Genomic DNA, 19,822 nt, shown 5'->3' on the forward strand with positions numbered 1-19,822 from the left:
TCCGCAGGGCAGCCGGCGCTGGTCCTAGGGACCAGCGCGGCGGTCAGTCGAGCTTCTCGGCGATCTTCGCCAGCTCTTTGCGAGAGCGCTCCGGCGGCTCCGCCTGCACGCTCAGCTGGTCCATCACCTGCCGGTACAGCTCGAGGTCCTCACGGCGGTCCAGGTACAGCGCGCTCGTGAGCTGCTCCAGATACACGATGTCGGGCAGTTCGGACTCGGCGAAGCGGAGCATGGTGAACGAGCTTCCCGCAGCCGCGTGGCCGCCCGCCCCGTACGGCAGGAACTGGATGGTGACGTTCGGTCGCTTGGAGATCTCGATGAGGTACTCGATCTGACCGCGCAGCACGCCCGGCCCGCCCACGGGACGGTGCAGGACCGCCTCGTCGAGCACGGCCCAGAAGCTGGGCGCGCCATCGCGGGTCAGTAGCTCCTGCCGACGCCGGCGCAGCGAGACGCGGCGCTCCCCATCCACATCGTGCCCGAGGGCAACGATCGAGCGAGCGTAGTCGGGGGTCTGCAGCAGACCCGGAACCAGCTGTCCCTCGTAGGTGCGAATGGATTTCGCCGCGTGCTCGAGCCCCAGATAGGTTTCGAACCAGGAAGGCAGCAGATCGCTGTAGCGGTGCCACCAGCCCGGCTGATTCGCCTTGCGCACCAGGTCCAGGAACTGCTCGCGCTCGCCGGGATCGTCAACGCCGTACAGCGTCAACAGATCCCGGATATCGCGCTCCTTGAATCCGGTTCGCCCGAGTTCCAGGCGACTGATCTTGGCGTGGGAGCCGCGGATGTGTTCACCCGCGGCCTCCCGCGTGATTTTGTTGAACTCCCGCAGCTTTCGTAGCTGGCTGCCCACCGCGATCCGCAGTGCGGTCGGGCCGCGTTCGGCGACAGCGGAATCCGCCTGCAGGTGGGCAAGGGGTTCTGCGATCATGAGGTCCACTCCGATGCTCGGGTTTGCCGGCAGTGGACTCACAACGGCTAGTCGCGAACCACCGCGCCGATTGCCAATGCTACCGCTCAGCGCGCGAGGTCGTCGAACTCTCCACTCTTCGCGCCTTGCAGGAACGCATCGATCTCCGGGCGCGTGTACACGATCAGCGAGCCTTCGGGGTCGCGCGAGTTGCGCACTGCGACCTGCCCGTTGGCCAGCGGGGCGAGTTCCACGCAGTTTCCACTGGGATTGCTGAAGGTGCTCTTGCGCCACAAGAGATTCGAGCGATCGATCGAGGTTGCCGAGATGTCCGTCATTTCAGACTCCTTGCCAGTACCGCCCGCAGACGGTGGTCCCAGTACTTGCAATTGTTCGATCAGATGTACTTACAGTTGCAACCGCAAGCACGACGATAGCACGCAGGTAGCCCATGATCGATGGCCTCGGGGAGGCACATCCTTTGCAACACAACAGATTTGATCTTGGAACCCGCGCCCAAGAGCGAAGTTGCGAAGGGGGAGCGGAGAATTCGGGTCAGTTCGCCCCGTTCGCCCGATTGTTCCGGAACCCCATGCCCGAAAGGTCACGTGACGCCGGAATCTCTCCTCGATACCCGTGACGAGCGTGCAGATGTGCTTGCATCTGCACGATCCGAGCTCCTAAACTCGGTGCACCAATCCCCCACTCGGCCAGAGGCATCCCATGACGCAGATGCTCGTCCGTCCCACCGATGCCGCCGCTCGCGGCGACCAATCCGGTGACTGCGAGGCGGAACCACGCACCCTCACCTACCGCCAGGCCCGCGCCGTCCTCCGCGCGCACGACCAGCACTTCGCCTGCCGGCAGTATCTGGCGGCAATAGCGTACCTGTCCGCCGACAACGACGTGGACTGATCGCATCGGGCGCGCGCACTATTGCGTTCGCGTCGATGCCCGATGACGAACAAGAACACGACTTCCCTTGCGTGACAGTGGGTCCGGCGAGTACCCCGGAGGGTGAATTGCCCCCGTGTGGAAGAGCGCCGAGATGTTTCTTCTTATTGCCGCCCACGAGCTGCTGACCCAGATTCAGCACGCGCAGATCGTCGATCCCACGCCCGAGACCCCGCCCGCGGCCGACAAGCTGATGCGGCTGGTCCGGTATTTCACCTGGTTCGTGCTGCTTTCCGGAGTCCTCGCCATCACCTACGCGGGCGGTCGCTTCGCGTGGGAAAAGTGGAGCGGCAGCGGTTTACAGTCGCCCAAACAGGTGGCCGGCGCGCTCGTCGGCGGCATCGTGGCGACGAGCGCGGGCACCATCATGAACGCGGTAATCGGTCAATAGCTCCCAATTCGGGCGCTGAAAATTACCGAGAACTCTGCCAAGAGGGGTTGTCTGAGACGAGACCGACCCGTCGGCCCGAACTCACGCGGTCGCGGCCACCACACCGGCGGCGCCGGATCCGGCCGCACCGACCAGTTCCTCGAAGCGCGCCACCACTTTCCGGTGGTACATGCCGAAAAGATCCTCGAACAGCGCCAGTTGCGCCTCACTCGGACCGGCGTCGGATTCCCACACCGCCACCAGCGCCCGCCACACCAGCACGTGCAGATCCGGGGAGACCGCGAAGTACGCCTCGACCGCCGCCGGCACCTCGAGCACCATCTCACCGATCGAGTTGAGCACCGCGCGCTGCACCGAGAGGCCGAGCGCGGTGAGCATCCGGCGCAGCAGCCCGAGTTCGATGCTCAGCATCCGATGGGGGTCCGGGTCCGTGCCGCGCGCAAGGGTTTCCAGTTCGTCGATCTCGGCCTTGAGTTCGGCCGGATCGAGCGGGCGTTCGCTGCCGGTGTAAGCGAGCAGCGCCTCGAGCGCGATCCCGCGTTCCTCGTCGACGATATTGCCGAACATCTCCGCGGCGATCTCCGGTTCCGGCATGGACAGCCGGAACAGCCGCCCGTACACGTCCACACCGCCCTCGGAGCGCACATCGCGGATCACGAATCCCTTGCCGCGGTGGGCGTCCACGAAGCCATAGGACTCCAGCCGGCCCAGAATCAATTGCGCTGTCGCACGATTGAGGTCGAACTCCTCGGCGACCTGGCGGACGGACGGCATCAGACCACCGGGCTCGTACTCCCCGGATGCCACGCGGCGCGCCAATTCGTCGGCAACGTCGGCGACGACCGTCCGGTCTCCCATCGTGTCACCTCTCCAAAAACCCTCGATTACGTCCCAGACAGTCTAGGTGGTTGTTCGATCAACCGCACAAGTCTTCGAATCCGCAGGCAGCGGGGCCGGACAGTTCGGTATCTTTACGAATTCTCTACGGCATGGGGCTCCGATTCGACCGGTTTCCAGACCTAGGCTGCGAGCGTGGTTTCACCGATCGACGTAGCCAAACGACTCGTGCTCGGACGGCCGTTTCGCAGCGATCGGCTCGGCGAGACCCTGCTGCCCAAGCGGCTCGCACTGCCGATCTTCGCCAGCGACCCGCTGTCCTCGGTCGCCTACGCCACCCAGGAGATCCTGCTCATCCTGACCCTGGGCGGGCTGGCCTACCTGCACCTGACCCCGGTGGTCGCGGCGGGCGTGGTGGTCCTGCTGGCAGTCGTGGCGCTGTCGTATCGGCAGGTGGTGCAGGCGTATCCGTCCGGCGGCGGGTCCTACGAGGTGGTGGCCGAGAACCTCGGCGCGCTGCCCGGCCTGGTGGTGGCGGCCGCGCTGCTGGTCGACTACGTGATGACCGTGGCGGTGTCGGTGTCGGCCGGCGTGGACAACATCATCTCGGCGGTGCCCGACCTGAACGCCTACCGGGTGGTCATCGACCTGGGGTTCATCATCTTCCTGACCGCCATGAACCTGCGCGGCGTGCGAGAGTCCGGCCGCGCCTTCGCGATTCCCACCTACGGATTCGTCCTCGGGGTGTTCGCGCTCATCGTGGTCGGGCTCGGCCAGACGCTGCTCGGGCACACCCCGGTCGCGGAGAGCGCCCACTACGAGATCCACGCCGAGCAGGTGGGGCTGTCCACCGCCGGGGTCGCCTTCCTGCTGCTGCGGGCCTTCTCCTCCGGGTGTACCGCGCTCACCGGCGCGGAGGCCATCTCCAACGGGGTGCCGGCCTTCCGCAAGCCCAAGGCGCTCAATGCCGCGCGCACCATGACCGCCATGGGCGTCATCGCCATCGCCATGTTCTCCGGGGTGACGGCGCTGGCCATGATCACCAAGACCCGGGTCACCGAGAACACCTGCGACATCATCGGATTCGCCGGGGACTGCCACAACGACGCGCAGAAGACCGTCATCGCGCAGATCTCGGCGGCCGTGTTCGGCGGCAATTCGCTCGCCTTCTACTACCTGATGGTCACCACGGCGCTCATCCTCATCCTGGCCGCCAACACCGCCTACAACGGCTTCCCGCTGCTGAACTCGATTCTCGCGCAACACCGCTACATGCCGCGCCAGCTGCACACCCGCGGCGACCGGCTGGCCTTCTCCAACGGCATCATCCTGCTGGCGGTGGCGGCGGGGACGCTCATCTACGCCTTCGACGGGTCCACCACCCGGCTCATCCAGCTCTACATCATGGGTGTGTTCACCTCGTTCACCCTGTGCCAGACCGGCATGGTGCGGCACTGGAACCGGGAGCTGCGGACCGCGCAGACCTCCGGCGAGCGGCTGCGAATCCACCGGGCGCGCTTCATCAATGCCTTCGGCGCGTGCTTCACCGGCGTGGTGCTGGTGGTCGTGATGATCACCAAGTTCACCCACGGCGCGTATCTGGTGGTCATCGCCATGCCGATCCTGGTGGTCATCATGTGGTTGATCCACCGGCACTACACGTCGGTGCGCGGCGAGCTGGCCATCGATCCGCACGACACGGAGATGCTGCCGGGGCGGGTGCACGCGCTGGTGCTGGTGTCGGGCTGGCACAAGGCGACCCAGCGGGCGGTGCAGTTCGCGCGCGCGACCCGGCCGGACACGCTGATGGCGGTGACGGTCAATGTGGACGACGCCGATACCCGCGACCTGGCTCGGGACTGGGAGCGCTTCGGGGTCGGCATCCCGCTCAAGGTCATCGAATCGCCGTACCGGGAGATCACCCGGCCGGTGCTGGACGAGATCAAGCGGCAGCGCAAGTCGCGGCCCCGGGATGTGGTCAGCGTGTTCATTCCCGAATACGTGGTGGGTCGCTGGTGGGAGAACCTGCTGCACAACCAGAGTTCGCTGCGATTGAAGGCGCGGCTGCTGTTCGAGCCGGGAGTGATGGTGACCAGCGTGCCCTGGCAGCTGCATTCGTCGCGCTTCCGCGCCGTACCGCGCGAGGAGCACACGCCGGGTGAGATCCGGCGGGGCATCACCGGATCCGGCGACCGGGTCTGATCTACCGGCGCCGCCGAGCCCTTACCCGCCTTCGGTGTCGCGTGTGCCCTCGAGATTGTCGGCCCACCGCTCCGACCACTCCCACACGCCTTCCAGCGCGCGGCCCAACTCCGTACCGGCGGTGGTCAACTCGTAGGACTTGTCGGGCCGCTTGAGCACGACCCCCGCGTCGGCGAGCCGCTGCAGGCGCACCGACAGCATGCTCGACGAGCAATTGCCCATGCGCCGGCGCAGTTCCAGGAAGCCCAGTGCGCCCGGCTCCAATTCCCAGATCACGCGCAGGATCCAGCGCTGGCCGAGCAGGTCCATGGCGGCCAGGAGCGGGGCGGCCGAGTCGTCGGCGCGGCTGTTGGCGGGCGGTGGCTGACTTGCGCTTCTCATTTCGAAGTACCAATGTAGTACTTCTGAATTAGAAGCACTCTGGTGGATGGAGGTCGCGCATGACTACGACGACAGGGACCGGGCAGCGCATCGTGCTGGTCACCGGGTCCTCCCGCGGGATCGGCGCGGAGACCGCGCGGGTGCTGGCGGGCCGGGGCGACCACGTGGTCGTGAACTACCGGGAGAAGCGCAAGCGGGCCGAGACGCTGGCCGCCGAGATCGCGGCCGCGGGTGGCAGTGCCTCGGTGGCGGGCGCGGACATCGCGGATCCCGAGAGCGCGCGGGCGCTCGTCGAGGGCGTGGTGGCCGAGTTCGGCCGCCTGGATGTGCTGGTGCTCAACGCCTCCGGTGGTCTGGAGCGCGATGCCGCGCCCGACTACGCCATGCTGCTCAATCGCGACGCCCAGACCGGGCTGGCCGCGCTCGCGCTGCCGCATCTGCCGTCGGGCGGCCGGATCGTGTTCGTCACCAGCCACCAGGCCCACTTCTCCCCCACCCGCCAGGCCCCGCCGGGCTACGAGCAGATCGCCGCGAGCAAGCGAGCCGGTGAGGACGCGCTGCGTGCCATGACCGGTGAGTTCGCAGACCGCGGAATCGGTTTCACCGTGGTGTCCGGCGACATGATCGACGGCACCATCATCGTGCGACTGCTCGAACGCCGCGACCCCGACGCGGTCACCGAGCGTCGCGACCAGGGCGACCTGCCGACGGTCGAGGAATTCGCCACCGCCGTCGCCGACGCCACCACCCTGGACGCGCCACTGGGCCACACGGTCTACGTCGGCGGCCGGGACTTCCTGTCGACGCCTGCCGCACCCGGCTGACCTGGGCTCGGCGGCCCGGTGCGGGTCAGGTCAGCGGGCGTCGGCCGCGAGGCCCAGGCCCAGCGCGACCAGGATCGCGGCCAGGGTGCGTTCGATGCGGTGGCGAATGCCGGTGCGGCGCAGCCAGGTTCCGGCGCGGTCGGCGGCCAGGACGACGCCGACGCACCACAAGGTGTCGATGACCAGCTGGATGGCGGCCAGGATGAACACCGTCGGCAGCACCGGGCCGCTGCCGGGTAGGAACTGCGGCAGGATCGTCAGGCCGAAGACCGCGGCCTTGGGGTTGGCCGCGATGGAGATCAGCGAGGCGCGGAAGGCGGCCGCGGGCGTGCGGCCGCCGGGCAGCGCGGCGGTCAGCGCCGCACCGAAGGCGTCGTCGGCCCGGGCCCCGCGATCGCCGCGGGTGCCACGCCAGGCCTGGATTCCCAGCCAGATCAGGACCAATGCGCCGATCAGGTGGATGCCCACGTTCAGGATCTGGTTGGCCACCAGCAGCGCCGACAGTCCCGCGCCTCCGGCGACCGTCCACCCGAAGATGCCGATCTCATTGCCCACCACGGCCGCCAGCCCCGCGGCCCGACCGTCGCGTACCGACCGCTGCAGGAACAGCGCGGTGGCCGGTCCGGGCAGCGCGGCCAGGATGAGCGAGGCCAGGGCGAAGGCGGGCAGCACCTGAATCCAGTGGGGCATGCCTCGATGCTGACATACGACCCCACCGCCTCGGCCAGCGGTTTTCGCCAGAATGCCGTACTTCACACCCCTGATCGGCTGGTCGGGGCGTGCCACGCCGCCGTCGCGGGGACGATCATGGTGGTATCCAGCGCGGAACGGGTAACGCCAGGGTGAGGAGGTGCGGCGATGGTCAACGACGTGGAGAAGCGGTGGAACGATCCGGAGATGCTGCGGCAGGCCACCCGTTATGTCCTGAGTGTGCTCGGGATCGCCCTGGCAGCCGGCGTGATCGTGCTGGTGTGGGCGTCGGCCCGAGACAGCTGTCTGAACGCCGGATCGGTGCTGTGCGACGGGACCTCGAAAGTGGTGGTGGGCCTGGTGCCGGGCGGGGTCCTGCTCGCCGGTGGCATCCTCGCGCTGGTGCTGGCGTTCCGCGCGTGGCGGGCCGGGCGGGCGTGGCCGATCTGGCAGGGCGTGGGCTGGTTCCTGTTCACGGTGATGGTCGTGTATCTGGGCATCGTGGGGTCGCAGGGCTGACCGATCACACCGGGCAGCGCACGGTGTCCGCGGTGCTGTCGTGGTGGTCGAACGGAGTGCCGCGGATGCCGGCGCGGGCGGCGAGGTAGCGCGCGACGCGGGTGTTGCGGTCCCACATGGGGTCGATGTGGAGGGCGCGCCGGATCATGCGGGCGCGAGCGCCGGGCAGCCGGTCATCGAGCGCGCGGAGCCGGACCTGTGTGGCCGCGGCGAGCGCGGTGAGCCGCGAGAAGGGTTGCAGTGGGACCGAATTCAAAGGCGTGTCCGCGAGCAGAGCCCGGACCAGAGGCGCGCCGCTGTAATAGGCAACTGCGCCCAGCAGCGGTGCGGTGGCGGCGATTTGGAGGCGACCGATCGGTGTGCCGGTGGTGAAGCGCCGGGTGGCTGCCCCGGCCATGGCTGCGGTCCACTGCGGAGCCACGCCCGCGGTGGCGACCATGTAGTCGGCCTGCTCCATCCCCTCGGCCGCCGTGCGCGGGATGAGTTCGTCGGCCACACCGAAGACGTGCGCGATATAGGCCCAGTAGTGCATGACCGCGTCGAGCTGCCGGGTGGTGCTGTGCCGCCCGTGGGCGTGGTCGAAACAGATGGGCGACAGACCGAAGGTGACCGCCGCGCCCATGGTGGTGGCGTTGGAGATGGGATTGCCGTGCTCGGCGAAATGCTCGTCGCCCCAGGTGCGCCGGAGCATGGCTCGCACCTGGGCGTGCATGAGCCGAACCCGCACGGTGTCGTGGAAGATCGGGTTGCGGCGGTCCAGGGCTCCGGGTGCGGTGACGCTGCGAAACCAGACCGAGGATTCCAGGCCGCGCCGGTACGGATCCCGCACGAACCGCCCGGTCTGACCAACGGCGGAGGCGACTTCCGCACCGACGAAGGTGCCCATGAAGTCCTGCACGCCCATCGCCATCTTGCCCGCGAGCGATACGTTGATCCAGAGCCGGCGACCGTATTCCCACAGGTCCGGGTCGTACCAGTCGGGCGGATCGTCCAGCAGCGCGAACAGATTCACCAGTTCCGGCAGCGGGTCGTCGAGGCTGTCGATGCCGTGGGTGAGGGCCTGGTTCAGCATGCGGCGACCGCCCGCGGAGCCGAGGCGGCCGAACGCCGCGACGAGCGCGTCCATCGGTTCGTCGCCCTGCCACAGATGATCGGCCATGAGCCGGGTGCGTGGCGTCTCGACGGGTTCGCGGCGCACGTCGATCCACGCGCCCAGCAGGGCTTTCCGCGGTTCGAACCACAGGTCGGAGGCCACGGCCCGCGGCGGCGCCGGGCGCAGCGGCATCCCCGGCCGGTAGTAATAGTCGTACGGGTGAGTCATGGCGTCACAACCCTGTCAGCTGGCGGAATCTGGTGATCGGGTCCGAGCCCCGATCGGCGTGGACCGGGCAGTAGTGCTTGCCCTCGGCGCGGTGTCCGGCGGCGGGCCACAGCACTTCGGGTGCCTCGGGCGGCGCGAGCCAGGCCGGGCGTCTCCCCGCGATTCGGCGGCGGGCGGCGTGGATACGCGGGAAGAAGTACTTGACCGCGTCGGGTGTCACCCGGTTCATGGCCGACAGCGTCCGGCAGAGGCGCTCGAACCGCCGCTGGTCGTGGTCGGTCCAGGTGAAGCCCATGGTCCGGCGAATCTCCGGATCGCACAGCCCGATCGTCACGAACCGATAGAACTGCCCGCCCGCCGGCCGGACGAGATGTTCCCACAGTGGTTTCGGCAGCCGTCGCACCAGCGGGAACGGTGGTACGGGCACGGTGTCGACGAGGTGGAAGACGTCGCGGGCGGCCTTGGTCGGTTCCAGGGTGTCGCGGCACATGTCGGCCCAATAACGTTGGAAGGCGGGCCAGCTCGTCGGCACCACCCGCATGCTCATGCCGTACAGCTCGTACCAGCGATAGTGCTCGCGCCAGAGCTGTACGCGCTGAGCCTCGCTCAGGCCGCCCATGAAAAAGTCGGCGGCACGCAGGTTCTGGACGAAGAACACCGCGTGCGCCCAGTAGAAGGTGCCCGGGTCCAGCGCGTGGTATCGGCGGCCCTGCCCGTCGACGCCCTTGATGTCACGGTGATAGCCGACGATCTCCCGTGCGGTCCGCCCGGCGCGCTCGCCGTCGAACACCACCCCATAGATCGGGTACAGCGACCGCAGAATCCGTTGATAGAACTCGTCGTGGATCTCGGAATGGAATTCGACTCCCGCCCCGAGCCCCGGGTGCATGTTCTGCACCATCCCGACGAACAGCGCGCTGGGCAGGAAGTACAGCGACCCGAAGGTCTTCCAGGTCAGCGAGTCCGGTCCGAGCGGGCCCGCGGGCTCTCGGATCTCCTGCGGCCCCTGGTCCGACACCGCGTTGTGTGACACCATGTCCCAACGCTGACACGACTTTTCGCTCGCCTTCAATTCGCATTTCCGGATCTCGCACGAATCGCCATGACATCGAAACGCCGCACCCCGAAATCACCGGTGCCGCCGCCGCGCCGGACCCCGCAGCAGGATCGTTCGCGCGCCATGGTGGCCCGCATCGTCGACGCGGGCCAGCGGGTGCTGATCACCCACGGCTACGACGGCGCGTCGACCAATCGCATTGCGGCGGCAGCGGATATCAGTCCGGGCTCGTTGTATCAGTACTTCCCGAACAAGGACGCGATCGTGGCCGCGGTGATCGAGCGCTACACCGGCGAGGTGGCCGAGCGGGTCCGCGCACGAGTGCTGTCGAATATCGGCCGTCCGCCGGAAGTGTCGGTGCCGGAGACGATCTCGTATCTGATGGATGCCCTGGGCAATGACCGTGAGCTGTTGCGGGCCGTGGTGGAGCAGACGCCGCGGCTGTCGGCGGCGGGCCCGGTGGTGGCGTTCGAGCAGCAGATCGGCGAGCTGGCCCGCGTCGCGCTGTCCATGCGGCAGTACCCGATTCCGGCCGAGGTGGATGCTGATGCGGCGGCGTGGATGCTGGTGCGGACGGTCGAGCATCTGACCATCCGCTATCTGCTGGACGGCCCGCCCATTCCGCGTGAGCGCTTCCTCGCCGACATCACCCGGCTGATCCTCAACTACTTCCGCGAGCCCGTGTCGCGAGCCGAACGCGAGTGATGGTTCGCCGCCTCAGCGCCGCATGACCTTGCGCCGATTCTGGGTCCGGACGGCGGGGAGGGCGAGCAGCAGGTCGACGGCCTTGGCCGCGCTCTGCGCCGCGCTCTCCATGGTTGCCGACCAGTCGGTCCGGGTCCAATCCCCCGCCAGCACCAGCGTGGGCACCGAGGTAGCCTGGTCCGGCCGCAACCCGTCGGTGCCGACCACCTGCGAGAACGTGGCTCGCGGCATCGGAACCACCTGCGCGTGCAGCACTTTGGCTTCCTCGGCGGCCGGGTAGTAGCGCCGCAGCAGCGCCATCTGCTCGTCGACCACCTCGTGGTGCGGTTTGTGGATCTGCTCGTACGCGCCACTGGTGGTCAGGCAGTACAGCCAGCCGTTGAGCGTCCCGCGCCCGTGCATGCGCTGCCGGTCGAAGACCTCGTCGATGACACCGGTCCCGCCGATGAGGGCCTCCATGGCGGCCTTGGTGCCGAGCGCGCGGTCCAGGTACAGGTTGGTGCTGACAATCGGCGTGTAGCCGAGTTTGTCGGCGGCCGAATAGATGCGGTCGTGCTCGGGCAGCTCGTCGAGCAGTCCGCCGATGTAGGAGTTGGGGACCGCGCACACCACCGCATCGGCGGGTTGCACCTCGCCCCCGGCCAATTCGACGCCGGTGACCGTGCCGTCGGCGATGTGGATGCGGCGCGCCACGGCCCGGTACTTCACGTCCACCCCGTGCCGGTCGAAGACCCGCTGCGCGCCGGAGACCAACAGGGTGTCCAGGTCGGTGGTCGGGTAGCCGATGGTGACCGGCCGCATCCGCTTGACGCCCAAGCGGATTCCGGTCGCCAGCACGTCGGCGAACACCTTGGCCGATTCCTGCCGCACCGGTTCGGCGGCGATGCCGAGGGCCAGCCAGTCCCACAGCGCCTCGCGGGCGGTGTCAGGCATGCCGAGGCGGCGGAACCATTGGTCGGTGGTGAGGTCGGCCAGATCGCCGGGCTGGCGCAGACTCTGCCAGCCCATCTTGACGGTGGCGGCGGCCGCGCGCACCCGGTCGGCGGCGCTCGCGTCGGGGTGGGCGCCGAGCAGGGCGCGCACGGCGGGAAATCCGGTGGTGCCCATGATCGCCGTGCGCCCGCCGGGCCAGCGCAGCACGCCCTGCTGCGGGAAGCTCACGTACTGCCGGGTGCCGACGCTGGTCAGGTATCGGAACAGATGTTCGTAGCCGCTGGCGATCACATGCTGGCCGTTGTCGGGAATGTCGCGCAGCGGAGCGACTTCCAGCGAGTGCGTGCGCCCGCCGAGCCGTCCGCGGCGTTCCAGGAGCGTGACCTGTTTCCCGGCTTCGGCGAGCCAGACCGCGGAGGCCAATCCAGCCAGTCCCCCGCCGATGACAACGTAGCGTCGCGGATCGTTCATGTTCACCCCTGGAACTAGCCTGCACCAAGCAAGCTACGCCCGCCGCGCGCTCCGCATGCCCGGATTTCATTACCTCGCACAGGGAATGAGACCCGGGGCGAAACGACGACGCCCGCCCGGCCACCTGTAGGTGGCGGGGCGGGCGTCGTCTCGAACCCGTCCGGAGTTACTGGTGGACAGCGTTTTCCGCGGATTTGCGGGCCATCAACGGGTAGGCCGCGCACACCAGCAGACCCCACACCGCGCCGACCACGAGCGCGCTGCGGCCGTCCTCGGTGAAGAACAGCAGCACCACGACCAGCGCCAGGAACGCCAGCGCCAGCGCCGTGGTGATCGGGGCGCCCGGCAGCCGGTAGTCACTGCCCGGCAGCACGCCCTGCTTGACGCGGACCCGGTAGATCAGGTGGCAGATCAGGATCATGCCCCACACGAAGATGATGCCCATGGTGGACACCGAGGTGATGTAGCCGAACGCCTTGTCCGGCGAGAAGTAGTTCACGGCGACGCCGATCACCATGACCGCCGCCGAGACCGCGATACCGGCCGCCGGCACCGACCGGCCGCTCAGGTTCGCCAGCGGGGGCGGCGCGTCCTGGCGCTGCGACAGGCTGCGCAGCATGCGACCGGTCGAGTAGATGCCCGAGTTGCACGACGACAGCGCCGCGGTGAGCAGCACGAAGTTGATGATCCCGGCCGCGCCCGGAATGCCGATCTGCTCGAAGACCTCCACGAACGGACTGCGGCCCGCGTGGAAGGTGCGCCAGCTCGACACCGACATGATGACCACGAGCGCGCCCACATAGAACAGGCCGATCCGCAACGGCAGCGAGTTGATGGCCTTGCGCAGCGTGCGCTTGGGGTCGCGGGCCTCACCGGCGGTCACGCCCACCAGCTCCACGCCGACATAGGCGAAGACCACGATCTGCAGGGCCAGCAGCGCCTGCCCGAAGCCGTTGGGGAACACGCCGCCGTCGTTCCACAGATTGGTGACGGTCGGGTTGGTCGCGTGGCCGAGGTGGAAGATCAGCACGCCCAGGCCGAGCACGATCATGGTGACGATGGCGGTCACCTTGATGGTGGAGAACCAGAACTCGCCCTCACCGAACAGTCGCACCGACACCAGGTTGGCGACGAACATGATGCCCAGCACCACCAGCGCGGTCACCCACTGCGGAATGTCGAACCAGTACTGCACGTACTTCCCGGCCACCGTGATCTCGGCCATGCAGGTGGCAACCCAGACCGCCCAGTAGGTCCAGCCGGTGGCGAAGCCCGCGAAGCGGCCCAGGAATTCGTGCGCGTAGTCGGCGAAACTGCCCGCGACCGGGCGGTAGGTGAGCAGTTCGCCCAGCGCCCGCATGATCACGAAGATGGCCAGACCGGCGGCCAGGTAGCACAGGATGAGCGCGGGACCGGCCTTCTGGATCGCGCCGCCCGCGCCGTAGAACAGGCCGGTGCCGATCGCGCCGCCGATGGCGATCATCTGGATGGTGCGCGGGGAGAGGCCGCGCGAATATCCCTCGTCCGTGGGTGCGGCGCCGGTGTCCGGTAGCTGCCGTTCCGAGGCTGTCAAATGGTGTTCCTTCCGCGTGCCGGCGGCCGGAACCCCCCTGTTCGCACCTGCGAGACACCGGCCGCGTCGAGCTTGCCGACGAATTGCGACGCTCGATCCAACGGCGTGTCACGCTACCGGAGTGGTCCGCGGCTCACAGTGACCCCGGCGCGTGGTGTCGGATCAGCGCGGTGCGGTGTGCCGGATCAGCGCGGCGCGGGGCGCTGGGGCGCGGTCCAGTCGCCCTCGTCGATCAGCTCCAGACCGGTGACGATCTCGGCCTCGATGCGGATGACGTGGTCCATCGGCATATTGATCCACGGGTCCAGCAGCGTCTCGTAGCGCTGCACCTGTTCGGGATCCATGACCACCCGCGCCACCCCGGTGACGATCACGCTCCAGCCCTGCCGGGTGTGCTCGTCGAACGAGTCGGCCTCGTACGCCACCACCTGACCGTCACCGCGCAGCAGGCTGGCGCCCAGGTGCGCGCGCACCACGACGACATCCTCCTCGACGATGTGATTGACCGGCCGGATGATCGGAAGTCCCCGGCGCGAGTAGACGATTCGCCCGTATTGCGCGCCCGCCAGTCGTTTCAGTGAATCGGCAGCCGAAAGCTCGCGTAGCTTCCGTGCCCCTACGCCGCCCATCCCTCCGATTGTGGTCGATCGCTACCGATAACGCCAATTGCCTTGCCCCATCGCGAGGTTCGCACGGGTGTCAGCGCCGTGGCGGGACCGATACCAGGGCGGGCGGTTTGTCGGTGCGCAACCCCTTCCAGCTGGGCATGCGCAGGCGTTCGCCGGAGTATTCGCGATATTCGACGTCGGCGACGAGGATCGGATCCACCCAGCGCCAGCCCGCCCCTGCCGCTTCCGGTGGCGGCGGGTCGAAAGGGGCTGCGGAGATGGCGATCCCCTCGAGTGCGCCGCGCAGGACGCGGCGGGCGGCCTGGGTGAACCCGGTGCCGACATTGCCGATATAGACGAGCCGACCGGTCTCGTCGTGCGCGCCCATGATCAGCGAGCCGAACGTGGTCCCGAACGCGCCCGCGCCCGGCGTCCACCCGGCCACCACGACCTCGGTGTTCTGCCGCAGCGGCGTCTTGATCCAGGCCGGTGACCGGCGGCCGGGCAGATACACCGAATCGGTCCGTTTGGACACGATGCCCTCGATCCGATGCTCCCGCGCCACCTCCAGCAACTGCGTCGCATCCACGTCGAGCCAGTGTGGGGGCGCCGAGAGCGGTTCGTTCAGCGGCAGATCGGCCAACCGCTCCCGGCGCTGGAGGTAGGTCTCGCCGGTGACGTCGAGGTCGTCCACGCGGAGCACGTCGAAGACGAAGAACCGCACCGGAACCTCGGCGATCAGCTGCTCCCCCGGCCGCACCACGTGCATGCGCCGCTGCAACCGCCCGAACGAGGGCGCTCCCTCGCGGTCCGGCGCCACGATCTCGCCGTCCACGATCAGAGATCCCTTGCCGGACAGGTCTTTCAGCGCCGTCACGATCTCCGGATAGGCCGCGCTGACATCATTGCCGTTGCGGCTGAGCAGCGCGCATTCCCCGCCGTCGCGGATCGCGATGATGCGGACCCCGTCCCACTTCATCTCCACCGCCCACCCGGGCCCGCCCGGCGGCGGTCCCCCGGTCGCCAGCATGGGCGACGGGCCGCGGCGGACCGAGGCGGCCACCCGGGCCGCTATCCGCGCCGATATCCGGGCGAACGGGACATGCCCGAGAGTTTGCTATCGAGTTGCCTTCCCGCCGCCGCGGCACGCCGGGGACGCCCGGTTCGTTATGGTCCGCGGGCCCGGCGGGTTACCGGGCCGGGCGTTACTTCGCCGACAGGCCCTGGCCCCGGATGGCGTCGAGCACCTCGCCGTAGGTGAGCGAGGAGGTGACCGTGATGGTCTCGGCCGCCCGATCGACGGTGACCGCGCTGGTGGAATCCATACCGCGCAGGGCACGTTCGGCGAGGGTCGCCTCGGAGGCGAAGTGCGGCATTTCGTATGCGTAGGTCGACATCGGGTCGCTCCCGTTCCTAGTGCGTGAGTTCGTATTCCGGGCTTAGCCACGGATTCGGCGGACAAACGGGCAGGACTCGCCGGACAACCTGCCGAATCGGGGTTTGGCCTGGGCGACAGCGGGCATTGCCCCGATATGTTCACAATCATCGGGCTCATCGCTCTGCTGGGTGCTGTGACCGTGGGTGTGGCCGGGGTCGCGGCCAACAGCGGTGACTCGCACGCACTTCCCAACGGCTTCACCGTATTCGATCACACCTATCACGGCTCGAGCGGACTGTTGTTCGCGTACGGGATGGCGATCGGCGCGGCCGGCGCGGCCGGAACGATCCTGCTACTGGCCGGAATCTGGACCACCTCACGGCGCGGGCAGGTGGCGCGGCGCGAGCTGCGTCAGTCGCGGCGGGAAATGGCCGCCGCGCGAAAGGAACTCACGAAACCAGCGCCCCCGTCCAAGCCCGCGGGTACCGTGGAGCCACCTCGGAAGCCGGTGGTTCCCCTGGCCAAGATGGCGCCGAAACGTGCCCTCTCGAAGCCGAACTGGTCGGTCAACCGGTTCCTCGGTCGTCCGAGCGGGTCCCCCGCACCGAAAGAATCCGCCGCCAAATAGGAACCCTCCGAATGTTCGTCGTGCTCGGCCTGGCGCTGCTCGACGCCGGCTGGCTGCTCGCCACCCCGGCTCTGTCCTCGCTCGGAATCATCGCCATGGCCGTCGCCCTGTTCCAGTGGCTGATGGGTGCGCCCGCCCGCTGGCTCGCGCACCCGCGCTATTGACTCGCGCACCCGCGTCATAGACCGGACACCGAGGTCCGGTGCCACCACGCCGACCGGGATCCCGCCCGGTCGGCTAGCGTCGTTTTCATGACGGTGACGGTGCTGGTGCCCGACGAACACGGCTTCGCGGCGGTCTCCCGGCTGCCCGGTGCGCGGCCGCTGCGCTACACGCTCGGCGAACCGCTCCCCGCCGGGGCGGACGAGGCCGAGGTGTTCGTGCCCGCGTTCCTGGCCAGCCGCCCCGAGAATCTCGAACTGGCCCGCGCGCTGCCCAAACTGCGCCTGGTGCAGCTGCTCACGGCGGGCGCGGAAACCTGGGTGGGGCGGCTGCCCGAGCACGTCATGATCTCCACGGGCCGCGGGGCGCACGGGGCCAGCACGGCGGAGTGGGCGATCACCGGATTGCTCACGGTCTACCGGGAATTCACCGAATTCGCGCTCGCCCAGCGTGAACACCGCTGGACCCAGCACCGCACGGATACCTTGCACGGCAAGCGCATTCTGATCGTCGGCGCGGGCGACCTCGGCACCGAAATGCAGCGCATGCTGCTGCCTTTCGGCACCACGGTCGAACTGGTCGGTACGCGAGCCCGCCCGGGTGTCCACGGCATCGACGAACTTCCCGCCCTGCTCCCGCATTTCGACGCGGTCATCCTCATGGTTCCGGTCACCTCCGACACCATCGGCATGGTCGACGCCGCCTTCCTGTCCCGAATGGCCGACCGCGCCATCCTGGTCAATGCCGCCCGCGGCCCCGTGGTCCGCACCGACGACCTGCTCGCCGAACTGCGATCCGGCCGCCTGCGCGCCATTCTCGACGTCACCGACCCCGAACCACTTCCCGCCGACCACCCGCTGTGGGACGCACCGGGCCTGCTGCTCACCCCGCACGTCGGCGGCAGCAGCACCGGAAACCTGGAGCGCGGCTGGACCATCGCCACCGCCGAGATCGCGCGCTACCTCGCGGGTGAGCCGCCGGAGAATCTCGTCAGCGGCGAATACTGAACTCGCACTGGGGATTCCCTGGCAGTCGCGAGAGCTACAGCGTGTCCTTGCCGATCGGCCGATTGATCCCGCGCCACTCCCGCTCCCAGCGCGCATACCGCCGGGCGTCGAGCACGGTCCCGGTGAACCACACGGTCGCCGCCGCCGCACACCAGGTTTCGACGAGTATCGCCAGCCCGGTCCCGATCCCCTCCGCGGCCGCGGACCCGGGCCGCGACGGCGCGACGGTCGGCTGCCCGTTCTTGGTCCACAACGTCACCGTGGCCCCCGCGACCTGCGGCCCCGGCACATCCACCGTCGCGGTCGCGATCTTCCCGCCGTTGTCCCACTGCACGGGCGCCTGATACCGCACCTGATGCGTCGCGTACCGATCCGAATCGGGCACCCGCACCGCATCCGCGGTCTCCGTGGCCACCACCCGGACCTTCCCCGAGTCCTGCGCCACGATCCGGGCCTCCGCCCCCGTATAACTGACGGTCCCCACCGCCCCCGCCACCGGCACCGCCGCGGCCACCACCACCACGGCCAGCGCCCGCAACACCACCTCCGCCCGATCCGACACACGCATCAGCGGACTGGAGTTCCACGGGCGCACTCGCCACAGCCGCGCCGGCCACGAAGGACGCATCGACACCTGGACCACCTCTCCCCACGCGCCGTCGTACCGCTTACATCGGTAGCTGTACCCAGAGGGATACGCCATGAACCAATGAACGTCAAGGTCAACGCATGGTCACGTCCGATGCCGTAGCGCAGCAGGACGACCTGCGGTTCTCGCCCGGCGGTAGCGCCCGGAGTCGCGGGAACTATAGGGTCCGATTTCCGCCGGACGCGTGATCACGGTGTTTCTAGCGTCGGAATCATGGAACTCGATGTCATTCCGTCCTCGCGGGAACGGGTGCTGCGGACACCCACGGTGTGGTTCATGGCCTTCGCGGCCGCGCTCGGGACCGCGAGCATGTATCCGCTGCATCCCGCGATCGCCGAGTTGGCCGGATCGCTGCATGCTTCGACAGCGGCCGTGGGCACGGCCCTGGCGTGCGGGCCGATCGGATACCTGGTGGGGCTGGCGTTGCTGGTGCCGCTGGTCGATCGGTACGCGGCGCGCGCGGTGGTCTCGGTTCAATTCGCTGTGCTGGCAGCGGTTCTGGCCGCCACGGCCGCGGTCGGTTCGCCGTGGCTGCTCGGTTTCGCGGTGGGCCTCGTCGGAGCGGGATCCTCGATCGGCGCGCAATTGAGTTCGGTCGCGGGAAGATTCGCGGCCTCGCACGAGCGGGCCACGGTGCTCGGGATCGTGACGGCAGGCATTTCGGCGGGCATCCTCGCGGGCCGAATCATCGGCGGCTGGCTGACCGATCTCCTGGGATGGCGGGGAATGCTGCTCGTGTTCGCCGCGGCGTGCGTCGCCTGTGCGGTCGCCGCCCGCGTCGCCCTGCCCGCGGCGGCGGGCACGGCCACTTCGAGCTATCTCGCGACCCTGCGCGGCATGCCCGCCCTGTTCACCCGGCATCCGGCGTTGCGCCTGGCGGCGATCCGAGGCTCCCTCTGGTTCTTCGCTTTCTGCGCGATCTGGGCCGGACTCGCGGTCGCCCTGTCCCAGCCGCCGTTCTCGTACTCCCCCGAACGGATCGGTCTGTACGCCTTCGCCGGACTCCTCGGCATTATCGCCACCCGAATCGCGGGAACCTGGACCGATCGCATCGGCGCACGCCGGGTGATTCTGCTCGGCCTGCCGCTGGCGATCGCCGGCACCGCGATCCTCGCCGTCACCTTGTCGAACACGGCGCTGACCCTGCTCTGCCTCGGCCTCTTCGACGCCGGACTGTTCGCCGCCCAGGTAGCCAATCAGAGCACCGTCCTGGCCATCGACCCCACCAGCCCGGCCCGTTTCAACAGCGCCTACATGGTCGTCTACTTCATCGGCGGCAGCCTCGGCACCGCGTTCGGCGCGGCGGCGGTCGGCTGGTTCGGCTGGACCGCCACCGCGATGGCCGCCGCCACGGCGACCATCCTGGCCGCGGCCATCACCGCCCGCACCGGACGGGACAGCACACGGCCGTCATCCCTGAAGCGCCTTCACTAGCACCACCGCCGTCTCGACGCCGGCTCGGCGGTCTTCCGAGATCCGTTGATAATCATCCGATTCCGCCCACTCCCGAAACGCCGGCTCGTCGGGAAAGCTCATCAACACCACCTTGTCCCGATCCCACTCCCCTTCCACGACCCGCGGCGCCTCATCCGCCACCAGCAGCGAGCCATTTCACCGAATTG

23 protein-coding genes and 1 pseudogene are annotated in these 19,822 nt (G+C 68.6%); 10 read left to right on the forward strand and 14 right to left on the reverse strand.

Translation table 11 applies throughout. The features are described 5' to 3' along the window. Positions 1-43: 43 nt before the first annotated feature. Both ACQP06_RS21495 and ACQP06_RS21500 read right to left on the reverse strand, forming a co-directional pair. Entirely contained in the window at positions 44-931 is an 888-nt protein-coding gene (locus tag ACQP06_RS21495) for a helix-turn-helix domain-containing protein (RefSeq protein ID WP_433666288.1), read from the reverse strand. A gap of 86 nt (positions 932-1,017) precedes the next feature. After that, on the reverse strand, positions 1,018-1,248 hold the full coding sequence (locus tag ACQP06_RS21500) for a DUF397 domain-containing protein (protein ID WP_357277604.1): 231 nt from the start codon (positions 1,246-1,248) through the stop codon (positions 1,018-1,020). 385 nt (positions 1,249-1,633) lie between these two features. Here ACQP06_RS21500 and ACQP06_RS21505 point away from each other — a divergent pair, with 385 nt between their 5' ends. Both ACQP06_RS21505 and ACQP06_RS21510 read left to right on the forward strand, forming a co-directional pair. Beyond that, positions 1,634-1,825, forward strand: a complete 192-nt coding sequence (locus ACQP06_RS21505) for a hypothetical protein (protein WP_357084766.1) — start codon at positions 1,634-1,636, stop codon at positions 1,823-1,825. A gap of 133 nt (positions 1,826-1,958) precedes the next feature. Beyond that, positions 1,959-2,255, forward strand: a complete 297-nt coding sequence (locus tag ACQP06_RS21510) for a hypothetical protein (RefSeq protein ID WP_433673397.1) — start codon at positions 1,959-1,961, stop codon at positions 2,253-2,255. Between the two features lie 81 nt (positions 2,256-2,336). Here the strand turns inward: ACQP06_RS21510 and ACQP06_RS21515 are convergent, their stop codons facing one another. After that, positions 2,337-3,113: a GntR family transcriptional regulator gene (locus ACQP06_RS21515; RefSeq protein ID WP_433666289.1), complete on the reverse strand. Its 777-nt coding sequence runs from the start codon at positions 3,111-3,113 to the stop codon at positions 2,337-2,339. A gap of 174 nt (positions 3,114-3,287) precedes the next feature. On the opposite strand from ACQP06_RS21515, the gene ACQP06_RS21520 reads away from it, so the two are divergent. After that, positions 3,288-5,294: an APC family permease gene (locus ACQP06_RS21520; protein WP_433666290.1), complete on the forward strand. Its 2,007-nt coding sequence runs from the start codon at positions 3,288-3,290 to the stop codon at positions 5,292-5,294. A gap of 21 nt (positions 5,295-5,315) precedes the next feature. Here the strand turns inward: ACQP06_RS21520 and ACQP06_RS21525 are convergent, their stop codons facing one another. Then, positions 5,316-5,675 (reverse strand): winged helix-turn-helix transcriptional regulator, encoded by a 360-nt coding sequence (locus ACQP06_RS21525; RefSeq protein WP_433666291.1) that lies wholly within the window; start codon positions 5,673-5,675, stop codon positions 5,316-5,318. A 59-nt stretch (positions 5,676-5,734) separates the two neighbouring features. Here ACQP06_RS21525 and ACQP06_RS21530 point away from each other — a divergent pair, with 59 nt between their 5' ends. Continuing rightward, positions 5,735-6,499: an SDR family oxidoreductase gene (locus ACQP06_RS21530; protein ID WP_433666292.1), complete on the forward strand. Its 765-nt coding sequence runs from the start codon at positions 5,735-5,737 to the stop codon at positions 6,497-6,499. Between the two features lie 30 nt (positions 6,500-6,529). Here the strand turns inward: ACQP06_RS21530 and ACQP06_RS21535 are convergent, their stop codons facing one another. After that, on the reverse strand, positions 6,530-7,189 hold the full coding sequence (locus ACQP06_RS21535; protein WP_433666293.1) for a LysE family translocator: 660 nt from the start codon (positions 7,187-7,189) through the stop codon (positions 6,530-6,532). Positions 7,190-7,357: 168 nt separating this feature from the next. Here ACQP06_RS21535 and ACQP06_RS21540 point away from each other — a divergent pair, with 168 nt between their 5' ends. Then, positions 7,358-7,708 (forward strand): hypothetical protein, encoded by a 351-nt coding sequence (locus ACQP06_RS21540; RefSeq protein ID WP_433666294.1) that lies wholly within the window; start codon positions 7,358-7,360, stop codon positions 7,706-7,708. Between the two features lie 4 nt (positions 7,709-7,712). Here the strand turns inward: ACQP06_RS21540 and ACQP06_RS21545 are convergent, their stop codons facing one another. Both ACQP06_RS21545 and ACQP06_RS21550 read right to left on the reverse strand, forming a co-directional pair. Then, positions 7,713-9,029, reverse strand: a complete 1,317-nt coding sequence (locus ACQP06_RS21545) for an oxygenase MpaB family protein (RefSeq protein ID WP_433666295.1) — start codon at positions 9,027-9,029, stop codon at positions 7,713-7,715. 4 nt (positions 9,030-9,033) lie between these two features. Continuing rightward, positions 9,034-10,065, reverse strand: a complete 1,032-nt coding sequence (locus ACQP06_RS21550) for an oxygenase MpaB family protein (protein ID WP_433666296.1) — start codon at positions 10,063-10,065, stop codon at positions 9,034-9,036. A gap of 66 nt (positions 10,066-10,131) precedes the next feature. Between ACQP06_RS21550 and ACQP06_RS21555 the strand changes: the two genes are divergently transcribed. Then, complete coding sequence (locus ACQP06_RS21555) at positions 10,132-10,791, forward strand: TetR/AcrR family transcriptional regulator (RefSeq protein ID WP_433666297.1); 660 nt, start codon at positions 10,132-10,134, stop codon at positions 10,789-10,791. A 12-nt stretch (positions 10,792-10,803) separates the two neighbouring features. On the opposite strand, the gene ACQP06_RS21560 is transcribed toward ACQP06_RS21555, so the two are convergent. The 5 genes from ACQP06_RS21560 to ACQP06_RS21580 all read right to left on the reverse strand — a co-directional run bounded on the left by ACQP06_RS21560 (position 10,804) and on the right by ACQP06_RS21580 (position 15,773). After that, entirely contained in the window at positions 10,804-12,195 is a 1,392-nt protein-coding gene (locus tag ACQP06_RS21560; RefSeq protein ID WP_433666298.1) for a hydroxysqualene dehydroxylase, read from the reverse strand. A gap of 166 nt (positions 12,196-12,361) precedes the next feature. Continuing rightward, on the reverse strand, positions 12,362-13,768 hold the full coding sequence (locus ACQP06_RS21565; RefSeq protein WP_433666299.1) for an amino acid permease: 1,407 nt from the start codon (positions 13,766-13,768) through the stop codon (positions 12,362-12,364). Between the two features lie 185 nt (positions 13,769-13,953). Further along, complete coding sequence (locus ACQP06_RS21570) at positions 13,954-14,397, reverse strand: pyridoxamine 5'-phosphate oxidase family protein (RefSeq protein ID WP_433666300.1); 444 nt, start codon at positions 14,395-14,397, stop codon at positions 13,954-13,956. Positions 14,398-14,467: 70 nt separating this feature from the next. Next, positions 14,468-15,439: a non-homologous end-joining DNA ligase gene (gene ligD, locus ACQP06_RS21575; protein ID WP_433666301.1), complete on the reverse strand. Its 972-nt coding sequence runs from the start codon at positions 15,437-15,439 to the stop codon at positions 14,468-14,470. A gap of 142 nt (positions 15,440-15,581) precedes the next feature. Then, positions 15,582-15,773 (reverse strand): hypothetical protein, encoded by a 192-nt coding sequence (locus ACQP06_RS21580; RefSeq protein WP_433666302.1) that lies wholly within the window; start codon positions 15,771-15,773, stop codon positions 15,582-15,584. Between the two features lie 135 nt (positions 15,774-15,908). Between ACQP06_RS21580 and ACQP06_RS21585 the strand changes: the two genes are divergently transcribed. The 3 genes from ACQP06_RS21585 to ACQP06_RS21595 all read left to right on the forward strand — a co-directional run bounded on the left by ACQP06_RS21585 (position 15,909) and on the right by ACQP06_RS21595 (position 17,551). Continuing rightward, positions 15,909-16,382 (forward strand): hypothetical protein, encoded by a 474-nt coding sequence (locus tag ACQP06_RS21585; RefSeq protein ID WP_433666303.1) that lies wholly within the window; start codon positions 15,909-15,911, stop codon positions 16,380-16,382. An 11-nt stretch (positions 16,383-16,393) separates the two neighbouring features. Beyond that, positions 16,394-16,546, forward strand: a complete 153-nt coding sequence (locus tag ACQP06_RS21590) for a hypothetical protein (protein ID WP_357084681.1) — start codon at positions 16,394-16,396, stop codon at positions 16,544-16,546. 87 nt (positions 16,547-16,633) lie between these two features. Beyond that, positions 16,634-17,551 (forward strand): 2-hydroxyacid dehydrogenase, encoded by a 918-nt coding sequence (locus ACQP06_RS21595; RefSeq protein ID WP_433666304.1) that lies wholly within the window; start codon positions 16,634-16,636, stop codon positions 17,549-17,551. A gap of 34 nt (positions 17,552-17,585) precedes the next feature. On the opposite strand, the gene ACQP06_RS21600 is transcribed toward ACQP06_RS21595, so the two are convergent. Then, positions 17,586-18,254 (reverse strand): Rv1733c family protein, encoded by a 669-nt coding sequence (locus tag ACQP06_RS21600; RefSeq protein ID WP_433666305.1) that lies wholly within the window; start codon positions 18,252-18,254, stop codon positions 17,586-17,588. A 159-nt stretch (positions 18,255-18,413) separates the two neighbouring features. Here ACQP06_RS21600 and ACQP06_RS21605 point away from each other — a divergent pair, with 159 nt between their 5' ends. Continuing rightward, a complete protein-coding gene (locus ACQP06_RS21605) occupies positions 18,414-19,634 on the forward strand; it encodes an MFS transporter (protein WP_433666306.1) in 1,221 nt (406 codons plus the stop codon). Here ACQP06_RS21605 and ACQP06_RS21610 read toward each other — a convergent pair. Beyond that, a pseudogene (locus tag ACQP06_RS21610) lies at positions 19,611-19,808 on the reverse strand (DUF1330 domain-containing protein); the annotation flags it as partial. The gene ACQP06_RS21605 and the pseudogene ACQP06_RS21610 sit on opposite strands and share 24 nt — an antisense overlap. Positions 19,809-19,822: the final 14 nt, after the last annotated feature.

The organism is Nocardia sp. CA-136227 (genome assembly GCF_050955695.1).
Classification (GTDB): Bacteria; Actinomycetota; Actinomycetes; order Mycobacteriales; family Mycobacteriaceae; genus Nocardia.